The organism is Deltaproteobacteria bacterium, from assembly GCA_023382265.1.
Taxonomy (GTDB): domain Bacteria; phylum JAMCPX01; class JAMCPX01; order JAMCPX01; family JAMCPX01; genus JAMCPX01.
Map to the genome: position 1 here is coordinate 101,099 of JAMCPX010000008.1, position 19,558 is coordinate 120,656.

Genomic DNA, 19,558 nt, shown 5'->3' on the forward strand with positions numbered 1-19,558 from the left:
ATGTCATTTGAGATCATTCACGAAAATAAACCATCATACTCTAAACCGGCAGGTGTTGTAATTGTATTCTTATCCCTCCTGCTTCTTGTTATGGCTGTTTTTTTTGCTTATCTGTTTATATCGGGCAAGGGTACCGACTATATAATGGGTACTATTCTTGCTTTTGAATTCTTAATCTCGGGTATACTGCTGATTCTTTTTGCTAAATATTTTATTTCATTTAGGCACGTGGCAGAAGATCGTAAGGAGGAATTCTTATGGTAGATAACCATACAAATGATCCATTTGGCGACGGTAACAAAGGAATAACACGCAGGAAGTTTATTCTTAGTATAATACTTGTAGCAATAGCCGGTGCATTCGGATCCATATTATCATTGCTTAAGGTTTTGTCACCTTCAAAAAAAGGTGCCGGATATGTATCAACCATAGTTTCGGGTGATAAGCTTTTATACGCGTCCGGGAATCAAGTTGGTTCTGTAATAAAAGCTTCTGCCATGGGGGTTGGGGACGCTGTGCTTGCATATCCTATTGGTAAAACATCTAACCCGGCAAACCTTGTGCAGCTGATTAAATTAGAGGAAAAAGATTTTCAGCCTCCAACGGATATTAAGTTTACAGACAAGGGGTTTGTCGCGTACAGTGCAATATGTACACATCTTGGATGCACAGTTTCATGGGTTAACAATAAAAATGCGCCTACGCACTCTTACTCAGAGTGTTTTTGTCATAACAGTATTTTTAATCCGGAAAAGGGTGCAAAGGTTATTGGCGGTCCTGCACCTGTGCCGCTTGCACAAATAGGCATAAGGGTTGATAGCGATGATTCTTTAGTTTTTACTAGCGGTTTTAATGGTCCAATAGGACCACAGGTATAAAAAAATAATGAGGTAACTGATATGCTTTTTGATTGGTTTGAACAAAGACTGGAACTTAAAAAATTTAAAGAAAAATATTTAACAAAAACTTTTCCAACGCATCCTACATTTCTATTGGGAGAGATAGCTCTTTTTTCTTTTATAACCCTGGTTATAACAGGCATATTTCTCGGGTTCCTTTATGAGCCATCAACGAAGCTTACACCGCTTTTTAGTGCCATGGTTCCGGCAGCATATGCGAGTGTTGTTAAAATAGATCTTATTCCTCTCGGCATGATCATAAGGCGCATACATCACTGGTCTGCAATGATTATGATAGCCTCTATTTTAGCACACTTATTAAGGGTTTATTTTACTTCCGCTTATAGGAAACCGCGAGAGATAAACTGGTTTATAGGACTTGCATTATTTGGTCTTTCGCTCTTTGCTGCATTTACAGGCTATCTCCTGCCATACAGCAATTTCTCTGTAACGGCTACATCTATTGGCTATTATATAGCCAAGTCGGTACCATGGATTGGAGGCTGGGTATCAAGATTGGTATTTGCAGGAGAATTCCCTTCTGATGCAACTGTCCCAAGGTTCTTCTTTTTACACGTCATGCTTATCCCCATACTTCTTTTAAGCCTTATAGGTTTGCACATGATGATCCTCGTAAAACAAAAGCATACAGAACCTCTTGCAAATAAATCCAAGAAAGAGGCAGAAAACGGTAAAAGACTTATTGGTATCCCAATCTGGCCTGAGCAAACCATCATCAGTGTATCTTTTTATTTCTTTTTACTGTTTATAATTATACTGATTGCGACCAACATACCTCTTAATCCTATAGAGGCATACGGCCCTCCTTCACCGGGAACGCCGGTTATGAGACCAGATTGGTATTTCTTAATGATCTATGGATTTTTAAAACTGATTCCGGGAGATTTGTCTTTTAGTATTCTCGGCGGCAAGTTCACACCGGAAACGATCGGCGGTGTACTATTTCCTTCTGTGCTAATATTGGCCATTATCCTTATTCCTTTTCTTGACAGAGCTAAAGAGCCTGTAAGCTACATAGAAAATCCATTACATAGGCCATTTATGACTTCAATAGGACTTACAGGAATTACTTTTACATCAATGCTTGTAGTTGCAGGTTATATCGATGTGCTTCATATAAAGCCAAAAGCTATGCTTATATTGTTAGCAGTTACAAGTGTTTCAATGTGGGTAATCTCTTATTTCCTTTTAAGGTTTTACAATAATAGAAGAAATAACGGAGGGAACAATGTTAAATAAACCCAATATAGGTCTATTTGTTCTATTAAGTATATGTGTGTCTTTATCAAACGCGGGCTACGCTTCACAGAACAATAATGCTCATGTAAAAAATACATGCGTTATATGCCACTCTAAAATATCGGGCGAAACCTTTGTAGGAATCAAATCGCACTCATGGGAGAATTCTATTCATCAAGAACACGGTATAACCTGTAATCAATGCCATGGTGGAAACCCGAAGGCAATTACAACCGCAAAGGCACATATTGGTGTATTAGGTTCAAGCAATCCGGATAGCGGTGTGTATTATAAGAATATCCCAAAGACATGCGGCAGATGTCATAATAAAGAACTTTACAAGTATACGGAAAGCAATCATTTTAAAAAGCTTGAAGCAACTGGACAGGGGCCTAATTGTGTAACATGTCATGGTTCTATGGTAACAACAATATTAACGCCGGACGATATGGCAAACGTATGTGATAAATGTCATAACACAAGGATTGGTGTTTTTCCCTATATCCCCGAGAAGGCAAAGGCTGTCCTGATGTTGCTTGATACAGAAGGATCCCTTATCGCCGCAGATGAAAAGATATACAGCAGCAGTAAAGAAGATATGCAGATATTGCAAAAAGCGAAGAGCCAGTTTTCTAATGCGAAACTCGAATGGCATGCATTTGACCTGGATAAAATAACAAAATATCTTCAAAATACAGAAGAAATCCTAAAAGAGTTAAGCAAGCCTCCGGTACAAACAAGCCCGGTAAGCAAACAGCATAATAAATAATTTATTACGATTTCGGCGATGTTCGTGCATATATGCTTATGATAGAATAGTTTACTATCCTGCAGTATAGTTGATTTTGTGTGTAAAACAAAAATTGCAGTTCAATACAGTACCTCAGGGTAATATGTAACGATAGTTTCAAGTATCATAGGCTGGGCCCGGTGTTGAAAGAACAAAAAGGTTGCTCTATTGTATATGCGGATTGGCAACCGGGTTGACTTATACGCAATGTGCTATCATAATGCATTGCGGAGAGGTACCGAAGTGGTCATAACGGGCCCGCCTCGAAAGCGGGTATCCTGGGCAACCGGGAACGTGGGTTCGAATCCCACCCTCTCCGTTAATGAGGGATGGCACTGTTTAATCCAAAAAAAGTGCAGCAGGAAAGTTTGCCTTTTAATTTTTCAAATACATTATTCCGGCTGGCTTATTTTTACTTGAATTATCGGTGTTTTTATTCTATCCTCCTTAAAAGAGGTATTCTATGGCAGAACAGATTTCCGTATTTATAGAAAATATTGCAGGCAGACTGAAAGAGATTACCGCTTTACTGAAAAATGCTAACATTGATATAAAGGCTATAACAATAGCGGATGCGCCGGATTTTGGGGTTGTGAGGATGATCGTTGATAACACAAAAAAGGCATTGAGTCTGCTCAGAAGCGCAAAGTTTATAACAAGAACAACGGACGTTGTTGCAGTAAAGATCGAAAACAAGCCGGGCAGCCTGTTCAATGTGCTGAAAGTGCTTGAAAAATCGAACATCGATATAGAGTATCTTTACTCTTATACTGCAAGCCCACGTGAACATGCCATTCTCGTGTTCCGGTTTGATAATAATGAATCTGCCCAAAAGGCACTGTCGAATTCACAAATATCGATTTTATCTACAGAAGAACTGTTAAAATAAAAAGAGGAGGACTCTATGAAAAAATCCTTTCAAGATCGGGTCAGAGATCCTGAACCGGCAGGAAGCGTATTATGACTACAAACAAAGAGGGCATGATAAAATCCAAAGACGGTACAGAGATATTTTACAAATACATACTTACGGATAAGCCAAAGGCGTCCGTTTTCATTGTCCACGGACTTGGAGAGCACCTCGGCAGGTATGATAACGTAACAAACACACTGAAAGAGTATAACCTTTTCCTCCTGGATCTCAGGGGCCACGGCAAGTCTGGAGGCAAAAGGGGGCATGCTATGCGTTTTGATGAGTACCTCGATGATGTGGATGCACTCAGGAACGAGGTGAAGGGGCTTGTCCAGGGGAAAACATTCATTCTTGGCCACAGTATGGGAGGGCTCATCGTTTTGCGGTATGCCATCTACAGGCCGGAAGGCATTTCAGGCGTTGTATCTTCGGGACCGCTGCTCGGGGTAAACGTGAAGGTACCGAAGATTAAAGATGTGATCGGCAGGCTTGTCGCCAATCTTGCTCCGGGCCTGTCCATGAGCAACGAGATAGATACGAGTAAACTGTCTCACGATAAGGCTGTGGTCGATGCATACAACAACGACCCCCTTGTCCATGCAAAGGTCAGTGCACGATGGTATGTTGAAATGGTAAAGGCAATGGAGGATACAAACGCGAATGCAGGCAGATTGTCCATACCGTGCCTGATACTGCATGGCAGTGCCGATGCGCTCACAAACCCTGGATCGTCAAAGGAGTTTTTTGAAAAGGCCGGTTCCAAAGACAAAACGTACAAACTGTACGAGGGTTATTATCACGAGGTATATAACGAAGTCGAAAAGCAGAAGCCGCTTTCCGATATGGCGGAATGGCTGAACAAGAGAGCCCAGGAGTAACCATGTACAAATACAAAACCATTAAAGAACTGATATCTGGTCAGGCAAAAGCAAAGCCGGACAAGGTATTCATGTATTATAAGGATATGACAAAAACCCTGCGGGAGCTCGATGATATATCGAATAGAATAGGCAATGGCTTGCTTTCGCTCGGCGTTAAAAAGGGTGACAGGGTAACAATGCTTATACCGAACAGGCCCGAGTTTATCTATGCATGGTTCTCATTGATGAAGACAGGGGCTGTTATGGTACCGATCAATATCCAGTTCAAACCGGACGAAATAAAATACATTATCAATAATTCCGAAGCCGGCACGCTTATAACGACCGGTGCATTCCAGGATACGGTCACAAAGATACGGGGCGAACTGCCGCAGCTGCAGCATATCATCGTCATCGATCCAAAAGATAAGACAGGCATAATTCCCTTTGAAGATGTAGTATCGGCGAATCCGTCTGAGCCGGCCGTTGCTGTCGGTGAGTATGATTATGCATCATTCATCTATACCTCGGGCACCACGGGTTATCCCAAGGGAGTGATAGATACAAACCGCAATTACATCGCGAATGCCCACCAGATTGCCGAGGCCGCTGATTTTACCGAGAAAGACAGGGCTATGCTCATACTGCCATTGTTCCACTGCAATGCACAGGTCGTTACCGTGCTTGCACCGATGTACGCAGGTGCAAGTTTTGTTCTGATGGAAGGGTTCTCTCCAAAGGATTTTCTGCCGGCAATCGATAAGTACAGGCCCTCGACATTCAGCGGGGTGCCGACTGTCTATGCAATTCTAAACAGTCTGCCCGATGCCGGGAAGTACGACCTTTCCTCCCTGAGGTTTGTTATATGCGGAGCGGCGCCCATGCCGGTCGAGGTATTCAACACGTTCGAGGAAAAGTACAAGGCGTTTATACTCGAAGGCTACGGTCTTTCAGAGGCAACCTGTGCCAGCATCATTAACCCGTTAAAGGGTAAGAGGAAAATAGGCTCTATCGGCAAGCCTCTCAACGGCCAGGATGCAAGGATCCTCGATGAAAACAACAAAGAACTGCCGCAGGGACAGATTGGAGAGATCTGCATCAAGGGCGATGTGGTCATGGCAGGTTATTACAAAAACCCCGAGGCAACGGCAGCCACGATAAAGGACGGATGGCTGCATACCGGTGATCTCGGTTACATGGACGAGGAAGGATACATCTACATCATAGGCAGAAAAAAAGAGATGATCATACGCGGCGGGGAAAACATCTATCCCAAAGAGATAGAAGAGGTTTTGTACAAGTATCAGAAAGTACAGGATGCGGCTGTCGTCGGCATACCTGATCCCAAATGGGGAGAAGAGGTGTTCGGGTTTATAGTGCCGAAACAGGGCATGCAAATAGCAGAGCAGGATCTTGTGGACTTTTTAAAAGAAAAGATAGCCAATTACAAGATACCGAAGAAGTTTGTTATTACGGATGCCTTTCCCAAGACAGCAACAGGCAAGATACAAAAGAATAAGATCATCGGGCAGTATGCACAAGAACACGGGATCGATCTTTCAAAGAAGTTTGCCGCAAAAAAATAAGCATACAGCTACTTTCAATACGCAAGAGAAAATTGAGAAGTAAGATGTCGTGGAATAAGGATTATGAAAAGTCGGGTAGGATATGGGGAGAAAATCCAGGAGAACTTGCAAAAGCCGCAGTCCGATATCTGAAAAAAAACAAGTCCGCCAGCGAAAGCCTTAATCTTCTGGACATTGGTTGCGGCTACGGAAGGGACGCATTCTATCTTTCGGACAATCTTCAATGCAATACTCTTGGAATAGATGTCTCGGAAAAGGCAACAGAGATTGCAATGAGTACGGTCATAAAAACAAAAAAAAACAATATCATGTTTCAATCCATTGATTTTGCATCACTGGGAGGAGACAAATATGATATTGTGTTTGCCTCGAACGTATATCAGATCCTGCATCCGCATGAAAGGGAGGCATTCAGGGTTGCGGCAAAAAAAGCATTAAGGCCGGAAGGTCTGCTGTTCCTTGCTACCCTTTCCACAAGGGATCCAGAGCATTACGGTAAAGGCATGAAGGTTGAAGGAGAAGAAAACTCTTTTAAAGACGAGAAGTACCTCCATTTTTGTACGAAGGAAGAGCTCATGCAAGACTTCGGATTTCTGAACATAAAAGAGCTCTATGAGCAGCAGTACACCGAGCCCCGCTCAACCGGAGAAACCCACCACCACGTATCATGGATACTGATAGGGTTTGCATCTTAACCAATGTCCAGACTTTGTCATCAAAAAACGCAATAGAAAGTTGACCATAGGATGAACAGTTCCTTGGTGAACGATCTTGCCGTATACCTTGCAATAGTATATGAATAAAACGATGCATCTGTCCCGGTCTTCGAAATGAGCCTCGATTACAGCTTCAACGACTGGCATCCGATCTGATTCCGGGAAACGACCTTTACCTCATCTGATATAAGAGCATGGGCCGTACCCATTCCCCTGCTGTACCGACCCTTGACCACTACCTCCCCATGATTTACACAATGGCACTGCGGGAGAAGCATGAACCCCTCACGTTCATATATGAAGGATTCCAGCACGCCTCGATCTAAAGAGGTCCTTCAAGATCGATGTATAAACCAGCATAGGTACAGCAGCAAATATTATCTCCTAATGCAGCTATTATACCGGACAGATTGATGAAAGAACTTAAAACTATTACTCCGGAGAAATCAAAGACCGCCTTGATTTCCGAAGCTCTGGAAGAATATATTAATAAAAAACGCAGAGAGAAATTAGTGTCCCTCAAGGGATAAATCAATATAGAATACGACTGGAAAATCGAAGAGGGAAGGGAACTAATGACTGCGAAAGAAAAAGAGAAGGGATATGGCAGAAAGCATAATCGCTGACACGTGTGTCTGGATCGCATATTTCAGGGGAGAGCCGGCACTATCCAGAAAACTGGAGACCTTGAAAAAAGGGATGCCGTCTCTATTTGTGGAATTGTTTTATACTAGTTGCTCCAAGGGTTAAAGGACGAAAATGAAAAGAGAGTAATAGGTGACGCTTTCAAAGGACTCCGCTATATTGAAATGCACGAGGATACATGGAAGGGGCTGGCGTATTGACGAAAGATATGAAGAGAACCGGTATCACACTGCCGCCATCGGATATTTTTCTCGCTCAGCTTTCAATAGAAAACAACTGCAAGATTTTCACAATAGACAGTTATTTTAAGAGAATTCCGGGAATAAATCTCTTATAAGTCAATGGCCACCTTGACATCGGAACAGTACGTTCCTATTCAGTGTTTCAAAAGGTATAAAGCGTATATACAACCCATACTCTTTCTCCTGTTAGAATGTCCCTTTTACCGTTTACACGCAGCAGGAAAGCCCGGATATGTCCTTGACAAACGAGAGAGCGCAGGTCTTGATCGCCTCTGAAAGTGTTGGGAATACGGGCGTTGAGTCGATCACATCGTAGATAGTGTTCTTGTTCTTTATAAGTATCATAGCCTGTGCAATCAGTTCGCCTGCATTGGGTGCGAGTATGTGGACACCGAGGATCTGGCCTGACTTCGGATGAACAGCCATCTTGATCAAACCTTCTGTTCTATTGAGGATAATCGCCTTGGGAATATTCTTTAACTCAACGCTTCTGCATGCACAGGTGTTCATCCTGTTCATCTGCTCCTGTTCTATAAGCCCCGCACCTGCAAGCTGCGGATCGGTAAAGATGGTATACGGCACGGCATCGTAATCCATCGTGAGCTTTGAGCCTGCCAATGCATTCTCAGCGGCAATACTGCCTTCCCTGCCGGCTGTTGTCTCAAGTCTGGATGGCTGGTTTATCACATCCCCAGCTGCAAACACATTTTCATTCTTTGTTGTGAGATATTGATTCACGATAACCGCATGACGCCTGTCTGTTTCGACGCCTGATTTATCAAGATCAAGGTCTTTTGTGTTTGGTGTCTTGCCGGTTGCAAGCAGTATCTCGTCACCGCTGACCTCATATTCTGTTTTGTCAATACGATACATTACGACCTTCTTCTTGCCCTTTTTGTATGCCCTTTTCACCTTTGCGCGGGTTTTCATTGTTATGCCTTCTTCTGTAAGCAATGATTCAAGCCTGTTGACGACCTCTTCTTCACCGGGCTGGAATATCGATGGTTGAAATTCGAGGATCGTTACCTTCGAGCCAAAGCGTGCATACATCTGGGCAAACTCAAGTCCGAGAGGGCCCGCGCCGACAATGATCAATTCCAATGGCAACACCTTTAACTTCAGGGCCCTTGTGTGTGTGATAAACCCTGTCTCTTTTATACCTTCTATAGGCGGGACGCTCGCGGTAGAGCCTGTCGCTATAATGATCTTTTTTGCACGGAAGGTTTTACCATCAGCCCTGACCTCGTCTTTTGACGTAAAAGATGCCCTTCCCTGAAGAACGGTTACATGCTCGAGACGCTTCAGCACCTTGTCATACTTTTCTTTCCGCATGATCGCAACAAGGTCCAGCTCATGCTGGATGACCTCCTTAAAATCAAAGGATTTCACGTTAAGCTCAATCCCCGGAATACCATGATGCCGTGCAAGATGCAATAATTCGCCTGCATACAGCAGTGCCTTCGAAGGCACGCAGCCGACATTTACACACGTGCCGCCGAGCGGCATACCGTCGTTTATCATGAGCGTTTTAGCATTAAGCTCATTTGCCCTGATTGCCGCTGCAAAACCGCCTGCACCCGCGCCTATTACAATTAAATCATAATCCATATTGCCTCCTTTTAAAGAGTAGAAAGTGCTCTTCAGAGCGCTCTCGACTTGTAGTATGTATTAATACTTTAGCTGTTTTTCAGTAACTATGCAAATCTCGTCGATATGCAGTACACTTATCATTTTTGTCTTCTTTCAAAATTCTTTGTCTCTGTATAGTCCTCATTGTTTTTATTCATCGCTCTTCACCCTCCATTGCCTCAAGGATGTGGCATTCGCTTACAGGACCCTTTCCTATGCATGCCAGGATCAACTTTGCCAGCGCCTTCTTCATCCTCTGGAGCGTCCGGATCTTTGCTTCGATGTCTTCTATTTTTGCTTCCGTGAGTCAGTGTACTGTGCCAAAGAGAGCCCTGTAACCTACAGAAGCCCTGCCTATCCCCATACTCCATAAAAATGCATAGATGACGGCAAAGACAATGCCCAACATGAAATGCATCATTAAGCCAAGTGGTATAACTCCTTCCTTCTTGAATATGGAACCGGGTAATCCCACAATTTCCATCTTCGTCATACCCATCTTGGATGCCGCAACCATTACCATAGACATTACAATTGTTTTGACTATGCCGGCAACAACTGCTCCTATTATGTTTATCATATGCTACCTCTTTATCGCCGTGCAGTTCCTTTATCTCTTCAGGATACCCCATCCTGAACAGGTTTCCCATATACAACCATTGAAGTTGCAGCTCCGGCGGACATTGAACCCGCGGCCTCGCCGTTTTCCTTTACACCCTGTTTGTGCCGCACAAGCATGTTGATCAAAGATTGTAGTGAATTAACTGGTCTCTATTTCTTAACAACCTTGGATAGGCAAGATTTCTTATGCAGTTTTTTGCAGCATATTGGAACAGCAAGAAAGAGCAGCAGGAAGAGTGCATCCCATGGATCATAGTTCTGAGTATAAGATATACTACAAGAAAAGCCCCTGTCAGGATAGAGCTTGCCTTGAACAGGGTTTCTAAATACACCGCCCGAGATCACAAGTGCATAAGGTTGATCATTAAGCGGAGTCATGCCTTTTGGTATATTGTAGCCTTTCACTATAGCTTTATATATGCCAACCTGCGGATGCGCAATTTCTATTTGTTGTATATTGTTTGTGTGATCGGGTTGATTAAGGCCATTTGGATAATAAATCCGGCTATCAGGTGATGCAATGGTAACATCCAATTGATTAACAATATCTCTGCTGCTTCCAGGAGAAGCAGGATAATCGCTCCATACAAGTGTCGTAATAAGGGGATCACCGTTAAGCACCTCAAATTGAAGTACTCGGTGTGCCCCTGTTGCTAAACCATTACCTTCTTTATAGTCGAATACGTGTATATGCCAGTTTTGTGAAGGTATTAAAAGTCTTGTTAGATCAATCCTTCCCCAGCCTTCAATATTGTTTGGCCTATACGGAACTTCAAGGTATTTGCCTGTTCCGTACTGCCCCGGATAAATATCCTTTGCAGTGTTTATCATCACGGCCTTAACAAGTGCGGCAGAAGGGGATGCATACCCGTTTTTTAATAACCACTGTCTTACAATGGCAGCACTACCAGCTGCAACCGGAGTTGCCATACTTGTTCCACCAAGAAACATGTACCTTTGATCCTCTAATGTTGTAGAGGATATACCCCAGAATGATTGCGAGCCCCAGCCACCTGTAACCGTATCGATTGATATATCATCAATCATAACATAATCAGATTTATTGCCGGAATCGGACACAGTAAGTCTTAACCCAAACCCATTAAGATTATCTGAGCCTGTATCGGTAAAATATGATAAAATGGGGTAGCTTGCATTATACCATCCTGCTGTTGATGTAAAAGTATCAAGGAGAATCCATGCACTCCGTGAAGGATCAAAGACCTCAAAACTCAATACCCCGGATAAAAGCCTTGTATTAACATAAAAATTAAGTTGTGCATGATGTGTTATGCTTGCAATGGAAAGTGATGTAAAAAACTGTGCATAAGATAAAACGGGAGATGTCATTGAGGTGATACCCAGCGCATAAGTGCTTTTATACCCATTAGGATAAATCATAAATCCTTGAACTGTACCTGTTATTGAAAATCCCTGAAGTCCGTTTTCAAAATCATCGGTATAGAAAATAGATTGAGACTTTGCCGACAGGATAAAAGTTCCAGGTGCTACAAGATCGGGTTTTATTCTGCCGTCATTAGCAGGACCCCTGCTTGAAAATGCCGCCATTCCATCCGGATTGTTGGCAAGCAAATCAGTGCTTATCGGCGGGACAGGAAAACTATTGGGCCATGCAATGCCGTATGTTAAAGGTATGGAAGGCCTGAAGCTCTCCGTCGCACCAATGGTAAGACAATCCTTTGCCAGTGCAGGTGAAGAAATGCTTGATAGATCCACCACGCCGTCATTGTCAGCATCCGTTCCGTCATTGCCGGATGCAAATAAAATTAGCATGTCGGGGTGTTCCCATATAAATTTATCAAGACTCCATGCAAGAATATCATAGGATATGATATTGGAGGTGCCCCAGCTGTCGCTGTGTATACGTGGTGCGAGAGTGTCGTTGTATGCCTGATTAAATAAATTACCGATTACTGCAGGAATACCGTTAAAAATTCCCTGCCTATTCATTACATCTTGAAAAACAAGTTTATTGACTCCGTATGCGATCCCGTTATGGGAGATTCCAGCAAAGGGTGTTTGCTGATCATAACCGAGTATAGTATCAGCTACGTGTGTTCCATGCCCTACATCATCCTGGAAACTACCCGTATCGGGATAACCATCTGCATATATGCTTACTTCTTTATTTAAAAACGCGGGATGAAAGTCTGTACCTGTTATATAACCGTAAAATCTATTATCCGCAGAATCATAATTTAAGCCCGCATTACCCGTATCAAGACCGGTATCAGCTATTGCAACCGCCTGACCCGCGCCGTTATAACCGTTGATGTTTTGCTGTATAACGTCTGTAGAGAGTCTTACACCGGCAATCCATGATGCTACATCGTTAAACAATACAAAATGCGGATACGGTTGAATCCATCTAATATCGTTTGATCCTGCAAGGCTTATTATCTCATTACGTGTTAGTTTTGCATGTATAATACTATTATTTTTAGAGTGTTCAGTACTAATTACTGTCCCGCCTTCAATCATAATATCATTTACGAGCTTCTCTCCCGATATTTGAGGGAAGCCAAGTATAAGCACATTGTAAGGAGTAGAAATATCATGGATGCGCATCATTGCAGATAATGTTGATTCGATTTTATATGGAGGTAAATATTGCCATACTCCTGTTAACCGGTTTTTTATAGAATTTAAAGTTTCCCTATTAGCTAACACCAAAAAGCTGTTTTCAGGAATATAACCTGCAATGATATTACCGTTCTGCTTTAGAATGGTAATATCATTAGCGTATACGTGATCTTTAAATTGAATAATATACGGTTGCTTTTGATCAGACAGTGTAACATAATTTTTGTAATTCACAAGATATTTGTTGAATATAACCGGCTTTGCTTCAGCCCCGCAGCCTGTAAGGAGAAATGAAAACAAAAACCATAAACCTACACGTATTAACATGCTGCCAGGTATATCATTTTATTCTATTACATCAATAATGATTACCGTAATATTGTCGTCCCCGCCGTTTGCATTTGCAACATCTATCAATGTGCTTGCTGCATGATAGATATCGGGCATACTTACAAGTTCTGATATTATATCATCTTTTACCATGTGAGTTAAACCGTCGCTGCAAAGTATAAATCTGTTCCCTGGATGTATAACTATTTTTTGTGAATCCACTTTCACATATTCTGAGAACCCAATGGATCTTGTAAGAACATTGCGCATCGTGTGAGTTCCCATTTGCTCATAAGAGATAAAACCGTTTCTGAACTGTTCATTTACATACGTATGATCCTCTGTAAGCTGAACAAGTTTGCCTTCCGAAAGTAAATAAGCCCTTGAATCCCCGACATGACACAGTGTTGCACTGGCATTTTTTATGAGCATTGAGGTAACCGTTGTTCCCATGCCGGAATACTGAGTATTTCGCTTTGCCTGTTTAAAGATGTTGCCATTGGCAATATATATGGCATCACTTAAAGATGACTCGTTTAAAACTTCTTGCTTTATTATGTGTTCTTTAATGCTTTTTACCGCGATATTACTTGCCACTTCACCTGCGTTATGTCCCCCCATACCGTCTGCTACAATATAAAGTCCGATAGTATCGTCATGATAAAAGCTATCCTCGTTGCCAGTCCTTTTCATACCGACGCTAGTTTTACCGTGGGATGCCAGCTTCATCAATTACTTCCTGCTATTTTTAGTTTTTTAACAAGTACGGATGGCGTGTATATGTTGCCATAAAATACAGGGGAAGGACCAAGTAATTCTATACTATTAAAAAGATCAAAAATGTTTCCCGCTACGGTTATATCCTTGAGCCCGGATGCAAACCTGCCTGATTTGATCAGGTGTCCCCTTGCACCCAGAGAGAATTCACCCGTTACAGGATTTGCAGTATGAAGTCCCATCAGCTCGGTTATAACGGGTCCGCTGTCTAAAATCTTTTCTAAATCCCGATTAGCCTTTTTCTCGGAGTTAAGCATGATATTTGTTGTCCCGATTACCGGCGGCTGTGATATGGCATACCTTACGGTATTTCCTGTAGAAACGGTATTCATAAGATTTGCATAATATGTATCATAAAGAAATGTTTTTACAACTCCTTGTTCTACGAGTAATTTTTTCTTTGTATCTGCACCCTCTCCATCAAAAGGCACGGAACCGGTGCCGTGCTGTAATGCAGGATCATCTACCATGTTCAAATGCTCCGGGAATACCTGCTGATTTAATTTACTTATAAGGCTGCTTGTCTTTTTGTAAACAGCGTCTCCAAGAAATGATCTTGAAAGCACGCTAATAAACTGGGACGTTACATAAGGGCTAAGGATCGTATCATAAAATCCCGTTAATAGCTGTATACCCCCAAGTGTGTATACGGCATTTGTTGAGCAGCGGCCTCCGATCAATGCAGGGTTTAGTTCTGAGAATGTATTTGCACTCTGAAAATCCCAGTTCATCTGTGATTCGTCTCCATCCTTTGCGTATACGGAAAGGCTTATCCCGAACCTTGTGATTTTTGCCCGCCTGCTTATACCGGCAGAATTGATAATACTTATAGTTTCGACAGCCTCTTCATAAGAGGGTTTTTCTACCTTTACTATGCGTTTATCGATATGGGCTGAGTCGATCATGTTTCTAATAAGTCCAAGCCTTGCGTCCGGAGAAATGTTATTTACAGCTTTATCGTAAAATGTACAATTCTCTTCCAATATGGTTTTGTCCTGTAAAAAAGAAAATTTTTGTTTTTCAAGTATGCTTCCTGTATAAACAGCCCTTTTTAATGCCTCTTCTATTGCGGCCTGGGAGAAATCAAAACTGAATGCAAACCCAAGCCTCTGATCCCTTAATGTTCTTAATGCAATACCATTCTCGTCAACGGTGTGCAGCCTTTCTATGGATTTATCATCCTCAAGTGAGATGGTCAGTTTTTTTGTATCCTGGATGTATGCCTCGTATCCATCAAGAGCCTGTTCTTTTGCAAGCCTTGATAATAAGGCTGACATGCTTTCAATATTATTTTTTTTCATTGGTTAACTCTAATATAAGTGCGATTTCATTGCAATCGGGAAACTGCGGACACTTGAGGCAATCACTCCATATCTTTTGAGGTAACAATGATTTATCAACAATTCTGAATCCAAGTTTTTCAAAGAATTCAGGTTTATAGGTGAGCGCAAATACCTGGTTTATATCGTAATCCTTTGCTTCTTCTATGGATGATATGGAGAGCTCAGAGCCTATGCCTTTTCTTGCATACTCGGGCCTTACCGCAAGGGATCGTATCTCTGCGAGTCCGTCCCAGAAAATATGAAGTGCGCATACTGCGATGATCTCATCCGTTTCAATCGTATATACATTATAATCGCGGATGTTTTCATATATCTCCAGCAGAGACCTCTGAAGCATTTCACCCTTTTTTGCATAAACTTCTATTATTCTCTGTATCTCTTTGGCATCACGAAGCCTTGCCTTCCTTATCAAGTTTGCTCCTTTATATGTTTTAAAAACTCTTTTGCCTGATTCCTTGACAGATCCGTTATCTTTGTTCCTGACAGCATTCTTGCAATCTCTTCTATCCTTTCGTTTTCTGCAAGAACTTTTGCAGCAACTTCCGTGCTCCCGCAAGCGGCATGCTTCTGAATATTTATATGGAAATCACCGAAACCTGCTATTTGGTAGAGGTGCGTGATACAGATCACCTGATGATATTTTGAAAGCTCTTTTAATTTTTTACCGACCACCTCTGCAATGCTTCCTCCTATGCCCGTATCAATCTCATCGAATACAAGCACCGGAACTTTTGAAGCGTTTGCAAGCACCCTTTTTATAGCAAGCATAGCCCTTGAAAGTTCTCCCCCTGATATGATCTCCGTTAAAAGTTTTAGTGCAAATCCGGGGTTTGCGGAGAAATAAAACCTCACAAGATCTGTACCGGTTGCCGTTATACGCCTGTCATTTATACTTATGGCATCTTTTACATCCGTGTTCTGTATGTTAATTTCAAATTTAGCATTCTTAATACCAAGAGTTATCAACTCTTTTTCAATCTTCTTGCTCAACTCTTTTGAAACCGATTTTCTTCCATCCGAGAGTTCCATAGACTTTTTGTAAATCTGCTCTTTCATATTTATTATATCCTGCTTTAAGCTGCTGATATACTCATCATTATGTTCGAGTTTATTAAGCTTCGTGTACATATTACCCGCATAATCCAATATGCCCTGAATAGTGTTTCCGTATTTCTTTTTAAGATTATCTATTAAAGATAGTCTCTGTTCAACATCGGCATGTCTTTGCTCATTAATCTCGACCTTTGACATATAGCTGTTTATGTCCTGCGCTATATCTTTTAATTCTGCTGCTACCGGTTCAAGCCTGATAAAAAATTCATTTAATACGGGATCAATAGATTTAATAGCTCCGATAGCTTTTATTGCCCTTACAATAATACCATGTGCCCCTGTCTCATCGTCATATATGAAATTATAAACAATGTTTAGCTCTGTTAGTATTTGTTGTGCATTTGTAAGCAGCTTATATTCATGCTCAAGCTCTTTATCTTCTCCTAATTTAAGCTTTGCCGAGTTGATCTCGGAAAACTGAAATCTCATTAATTCTTCCTGCCTTTTTACGTTATCGATATCCTGAATTAGCCTGTCATAATCATGCATTGCCGTTATCAAAGATGTGTAAAGATTTTTTACCTCGAAGGCTTTTTGTTCAAGACCCGCGTAAGCATCAAGAAGTGATACATGGTTCGCTTCATCAAGCAGGCTTTGATGCTCGTGCTGGCTATGAATATCAACAAGTAGTTTTGACAATTCCGCAAGTGTGGATAAAGTTGAGGCCGTGCCGTTTACATAAGCCCTGCTTCTGCCATGCGATGTTATTACCCTTTTTATCACAAGCTCAGAGCTTGATTCAAAACCATGTAATTCGAGAAACGACCGGATTTCTTTATTATCTTCAATATTAAATAGTCCTTCTACGATTGCTTCCGGCACGCCATCTCTTACAATAGTTTCATCCGTTCTCCCGCCAAGAAGAGCGAGCATTCCGTCAACCATGATGGATTTGCCTGCACCCGTTTCCCCGCTGATTATGCAGAATTGTCCATCAAAAGGTATCGTAACATCACTGAAAACAGCAAGGTTCTTAAGTCTTAGAGACTTAAGCATTCTACCGTTCTCCCCATTTAAGTTTTTCTCTCAATATGTCGAAATAGCTTCTGTATTGAGACTTTATCAGAGTGACATAATGGGCTGATTTTTTTATTACCAATTTATGCGACTTTTTGAATGCACCCGACACCTGGCCGTCAAGTGTTACAACTACATCCGTGTCATCCGTATCGAGTTCTATCTCTACTATTGAATCTGCAGAAAGAATAATGGGTCTGTTTGTAAGCGTATGCGGGGCTATCGGCGTTATAATAATGCTGTCCATTGTTGGATAAACGATCGGTCCTCCCGCTGCCATTGAGTAAGCAGTTGAACCTGTTGGCGTAGATATGATAAGTCCGTCCGCACGATATTTTGTTACATACCTGTTATCCACATTAATTTTGAGAGATACGATCCTTGCTATTGTGCTTTTTGTTATAACAGCATCATTGAGGACATAGTAGCTCATGACTTCTTTATCCTGCTCAACCACCCTTGCTGAGAGCCTCATACGTTTTTCGTACTCAGCCCTGCCCGACATAACGAGCTCTGTCGCACGATAAAGCTCATTCATTGTAATCTCTGTTAAAAATCCAAGACTTCCTATATTTACCCCTATAATCGGGATGTCCTGTGCTCCCATAAGTCTTATTGCAAGCAAAAATGTTCCGTCTCCGCCAAAGACCACAATGTTATCTGTGCCGGGAGGAATTCTGTTCTTGAAAGTCGGTATCCGGGTATTTATAGCCTGAGCCATGCTTTCCTCTATCACTATATCTATGCCAGTGTTGATCAGATAGTTTATATATTTCTCTATCTCATTATAAATGGCTACCGGTTTTTTACTTTTTATAATAATAGCAAACTTCATATTTACCTTTTTACTTAATGCATTTTCTGATAACATAAATCAAGCTTAATTTTAACTAAATATGATAACACAACCTCTTGCCAATAGGTTAAGGCCCAAAACTCTTGATGAACTGGTTGGTCAGGAACAAGTTCTTGGCCCAGGTAAACCCCTGCGTCAGACCCTTGATGCAGGGATATTACCTTCAATGATTGTCTGGGGGCCGCCCGGCTCAGGGAAAACATCTTTTATAAAGATCATAACATCCAGAAATGTCTATGAAACGATCTACATGACTGCCGTATCTATCGGCACAAAAGAAATAAATAGTGTCCTTAAAGAAACAAAGGCTTTGAATTTATCAAACAAAAGGCTTGTGCTTGTGATTGATGAGCTTCAGCATCTCAACAGATCCCAGCAGGAGCTCTTACTTCCTTACGTTGAAGACGGCAGTATTATATTCATTGGAATATCAACAGAAAACCCCTCTTTTGCACTGAACCGGGCTTTATTATCGAGAACGACGATCGTTATTTTTGCCCCTCTGCATGAGCAGGCACTTGGAAGTATTATTACACGTGCAATAAAAGATTTTGAAGGTATTGAGATCAGGATAGAGAATGATGCAATGGATTACATTGTTATAAGAAGCAATGGAGATGGAAGAAAAGCACTAAATGCAATTGAACTGCTTTCCGGCATTGCAATAAAGAAACCAGATAGAACAATAACCGTGGATGATGCAAAAAAACTTTCAGATGTATATTCATTGCCTTACGATCGAAAAGAGGACGAACATTATCATACAATATCTGCGTTTATAAAAAGCATGCGTGGCTCTGATCCGGATGCTGCTGTTTACTATCTTGCGAGAATGATAGAATCCGGAGAGGATCCGAGATTTATCTTAAGAAGGATGATCATTTTTGCATCAGAGGATATTGGCAATGCAGATCCACTAGCTCTAACAATTGCGGTATCTGCATTCCAGGCATTTGAGATTGTAGGTATGCCCGAAGGATTTATACCAACAGCCCACGCAGTAATATACCTTGCCGGCTCCCCGAAAAGCAATTCAACTTATAAGGCTTACATCAATGCAAAGGCCTCTATTAAAGAGCAAGGGTATGTTAAAATCCCAAAACATCTTATCAACCCCGTAAACGCGTTTGGTAGAGAACAGGGCTATGGAGATGGATACAAATATCCGCATGACTATGAAGGTGGATACGTGGAAGAACAGTATTTGCCGGATAAGCTTGTTGGTAATCATTTCTACATTCCAAAAGATATTGGTTTTGAAAAGATTATTAAGGCTCATCTTGAAAGGATAAAAAAGAGCAATAATAAACCGAAATAAAGCAGCGGCTGAGGCTGATTTTAGACCGGCGGCCGATTC

Annotated in this window: 17 protein-coding genes and 1 tRNA gene; 10 read left to right on the plus strand and 8 right to left on the minus strand. The window is 41.7% G+C overall.

Annotation, left to right across the window (positions count from 1 at the left end):
• The 9 genes from M1381_01795 (at window position 1) to M1381_01835 (ending at window position 7,003) form a co-directional block, all read left to right on the plus strand.
• A complete protein-coding gene (locus tag M1381_01795) occupies window positions 1–264 on the plus strand; it encodes a hypothetical protein (GenBank protein ID MCL4477821.1) in 264 nt (87 codons plus the stop codon).
• Window positions 258–878: a ubiquinol-cytochrome c reductase iron-sulfur subunit gene (locus M1381_01800; GenBank protein ID MCL4477822.1), complete on the plus strand. Its 621-nt coding sequence runs from the start codon at window positions 258–260 to the stop codon at window positions 876–878. Before M1381_01795 ends, M1381_01800 begins: the two co-directional genes overlap by 7 nt.
• A gap of 21 nt (window positions 879–899) precedes the next feature.
• Window positions 900–2,159, plus strand: coding sequence for a cytochrome b N-terminal domain-containing protein (locus tag M1381_01805; GenBank protein MCL4477823.1), 1,260 nt, complete (start codon window positions 900–902; stop codon window positions 2,157–2,159).
• The gene (locus tag M1381_01810) at window positions 2,149–2,928 is read left to right on the plus strand and encodes a hypothetical protein (GenBank protein MCL4477824.1); all 780 of its coding nucleotides are present in this window, start codon (window positions 2,149–2,151) and stop codon (window positions 2,926–2,928) included. Before M1381_01805 ends, M1381_01810 begins: the two co-directional genes overlap by 11 nt.
• A 250-nt stretch (window positions 2,929–3,178) precedes the next feature.
• Window positions 3,179–3,268 (plus strand) — tRNA-Ser (locus M1381_01815).
• A 144-nt stretch (window positions 3,269–3,412) separates the two neighbouring features.
• Window positions 3,413–3,838, plus strand: a complete 426-nt coding sequence (locus tag M1381_01820; GenBank protein ID MCL4477825.1) for an amino acid-binding protein — start codon at window positions 3,413–3,415, stop codon at window positions 3,836–3,838.
• Window positions 3,839–3,909: 71 nt separating this feature from the next.
• Window positions 3,910–4,740 carry a lysophospholipase gene (locus M1381_01825; GenBank protein ID MCL4477826.1) on the plus strand — a complete coding sequence of 277 codons (831 nt, stop codon included), beginning with the start codon at window positions 3,910–3,912 and terminating at the stop codon, window positions 4,738–4,740.
• A 2-nt stretch (window positions 4,741–4,742) separates the two neighbouring features.
• Window positions 4,743–6,308 (plus strand): long-chain-fatty-acid--CoA ligase, encoded by a 1,566-nt coding sequence (locus M1381_01830; GenBank protein ID MCL4477827.1) that lies wholly within the window; start codon window positions 4,743–4,745, stop codon window positions 6,306–6,308.
• Window positions 6,309–6,352: 44 nt separating this feature from the next.
• On the plus strand, window positions 6,353–7,003 hold the full coding sequence (locus M1381_01835; protein MCL4477828.1) for a class I SAM-dependent methyltransferase: 651 nt from the start codon (window positions 6,353–6,355) through the stop codon (window positions 7,001–7,003).
• Between the two features lie 1,115 nt (window positions 7,004–8,118).
• Here the strand turns inward: M1381_01835 and merA are convergent.
• From merA to M1381_01875, 8 genes are all read right to left on the minus strand, one after another.
• On the minus strand, window positions 8,119–9,519 hold the full coding sequence (gene merA / locus M1381_01840; GenBank protein ID MCL4477829.1) for a mercury(II) reductase: 1,401 nt from the start codon (window positions 9,517–9,519) through the stop codon (window positions 8,119–8,121).
• Window positions 9,520–9,847: 328 nt separating this feature from the next.
• Window positions 9,848–10,120, minus strand: a complete 273-nt coding sequence (locus M1381_01845; protein ID MCL4477830.1) for a hypothetical protein — start codon at window positions 10,118–10,120, stop codon at window positions 9,848–9,850.
• 191 nt (window positions 10,121–10,311) lie between these two features.
• Window positions 10,312–13,092: a S8 family serine peptidase gene (locus M1381_01850; protein MCL4477831.1), complete on the minus strand. Its 2,781-nt coding sequence runs from the start codon at window positions 13,090–13,092 to the stop codon at window positions 10,312–10,314.
• An 18-nt stretch (window positions 13,093–13,110) separates the two neighbouring features.
• On the minus strand, window positions 13,111–13,788 hold the full coding sequence (locus M1381_01855) for a Stp1/IreP family PP2C-type Ser/Thr phosphatase (protein ID MCL4477832.1): 678 nt from the start codon (window positions 13,786–13,788) through the stop codon (window positions 13,111–13,113).
• A gap of 35 nt (window positions 13,789–13,823) precedes the next feature.
• A complete protein-coding gene (locus M1381_01860; GenBank protein ID MCL4477833.1) occupies window positions 13,824–15,173 on the minus strand; it encodes a TldD/PmbA family protein in 1,350 nt (449 codons plus the stop codon).
• On the minus strand, window positions 15,160–15,627 hold the full coding sequence (locus M1381_01865) for an N-acetyltransferase (protein ID MCL4477834.1): 468 nt from the start codon (window positions 15,625–15,627) through the stop codon (window positions 15,160–15,162). Before M1381_01865 ends, M1381_01860 begins: the two co-directional genes overlap by 14 nt.
• Window positions 15,624–17,324, minus strand: coding sequence for a DNA repair protein RecN (gene recN / locus M1381_01870; GenBank protein MCL4477835.1), 1,701 nt, complete (start codon window positions 17,322–17,324; stop codon window positions 15,624–15,626). Before recN ends, M1381_01865 begins: the two co-directional genes overlap by 4 nt.
• Before the next feature lies 1 nt (window position 17,325).
• Entirely contained in the window at window positions 17,326–18,180 is an 855-nt protein-coding gene (locus tag M1381_01875) for an NAD(+)/NADH kinase (GenBank protein MCL4477836.1), read from the minus strand.
• Between the two features lie 61 nt (window positions 18,181–18,241).
• Between M1381_01875 and M1381_01880 the strand changes: the two genes are divergently transcribed.
• On the plus strand, window positions 18,242–19,519 hold the full coding sequence (locus tag M1381_01880) for a replication-associated recombination protein A (protein ID MCL4477837.1): 1,278 nt from the start codon (window positions 18,242–18,244) through the stop codon (window positions 19,517–19,519).
• Window positions 19,520–19,558: the final 39 nt, after the last annotated feature.

What these genes read in the sequence shown, in the direction of transcription:
- M1381_01880 (MCL4477837.1), top strand. Translation starts at nt 18,242, where the DNA reads ATGATAACACAACCTCTTGCCAATAGGTTAAGGCCCAAAACTCTTGAT.
- M1381_01860 (MCL4477833.1), bottom strand. Translation starts at nt 15,173, where the DNA reads ATGAAAAAAAATAATATTGAAAGCATGTCAGCCTTATTATCAAGGCTT.
- M1381_01855 (MCL4477832.1), bottom strand. Translation starts at nt 13,788, where the DNA reads ATGAAAAGGACTGGCAACGAGGATAGCTTTTATCATGACGATACTATC.
- M1381_01850 (MCL4477831.1), bottom strand. Translation starts at nt 13,092, where the DNA reads ATGTTAATACGTGTAGGTTTATGGTTTTTGTTTTCATTTCTCCTTACA.
- M1381_01810 (MCL4477824.1), top strand. Translation starts at nt 2,149, where the DNA reads ATGTTAAATAAACCCAATATAGGTCTATTTGTTCTATTAAGTATATGT.
- M1381_01825 (MCL4477826.1), top strand. Translation starts at nt 3,910, where the DNA reads ATGACTACAAACAAAGAGGGCATGATAAAATCCAAAGACGGTACAGAG.
- M1381_01820 (MCL4477825.1), top strand. Translation starts at nt 3,413, where the DNA reads ATGGCAGAACAGATTTCCGTATTTATAGAAAATATTGCAGGCAGACTG.
- M1381_01875 (MCL4477836.1), bottom strand. Translation starts at nt 18,180, where the DNA reads ATGAAGTTTGCTATTATTATAAAAAGTAAAAAACCGGTAGCCATTTAT.
- recN (MCL4477835.1), bottom strand. Translation starts at nt 17,324, where the DNA reads ATGCTTAAGTCTCTAAGACTTAAGAACCTTGCTGTTTTCAGTGATGTT.
- M1381_01830 (MCL4477827.1), top strand. Translation starts at nt 4,743, where the DNA reads ATGTACAAATACAAAACCATTAAAGAACTGATATCTGGTCAGGCAAAA.
- M1381_01835 (MCL4477828.1), top strand. Translation starts at nt 6,353, where the DNA reads ATGTCGTGGAATAAGGATTATGAAAAGTCGGGTAGGATATGGGGAGAA.
- M1381_01795 (MCL4477821.1), top strand. Translation starts at nt 1, where the DNA reads ATGTCATTTGAGATCATTCACGAAAATAAACCATCATACTCTAAACCG.
- M1381_01800 (MCL4477822.1), top strand. Translation starts at nt 258, where the DNA reads ATGGTAGATAACCATACAAATGATCCATTTGGCGACGGTAACAAAGGA.
- M1381_01805 (MCL4477823.1), top strand. Translation starts at nt 900, where the DNA reads ATGCTTTTTGATTGGTTTGAACAAAGACTGGAACTTAAAAAATTTAAA.
- M1381_01845 (MCL4477830.1), bottom strand. Translation starts at nt 10,120, where the DNA reads ATGATAAACATAATAGGAGCAGTTGTTGCCGGCATAGTCAAAACAATT.
- merA (MCL4477829.1), bottom strand. Translation starts at nt 9,519, where the DNA reads ATGGATTATGATTTAATTGTAATAGGCGCGGGTGCAGGCGGTTTTGCA.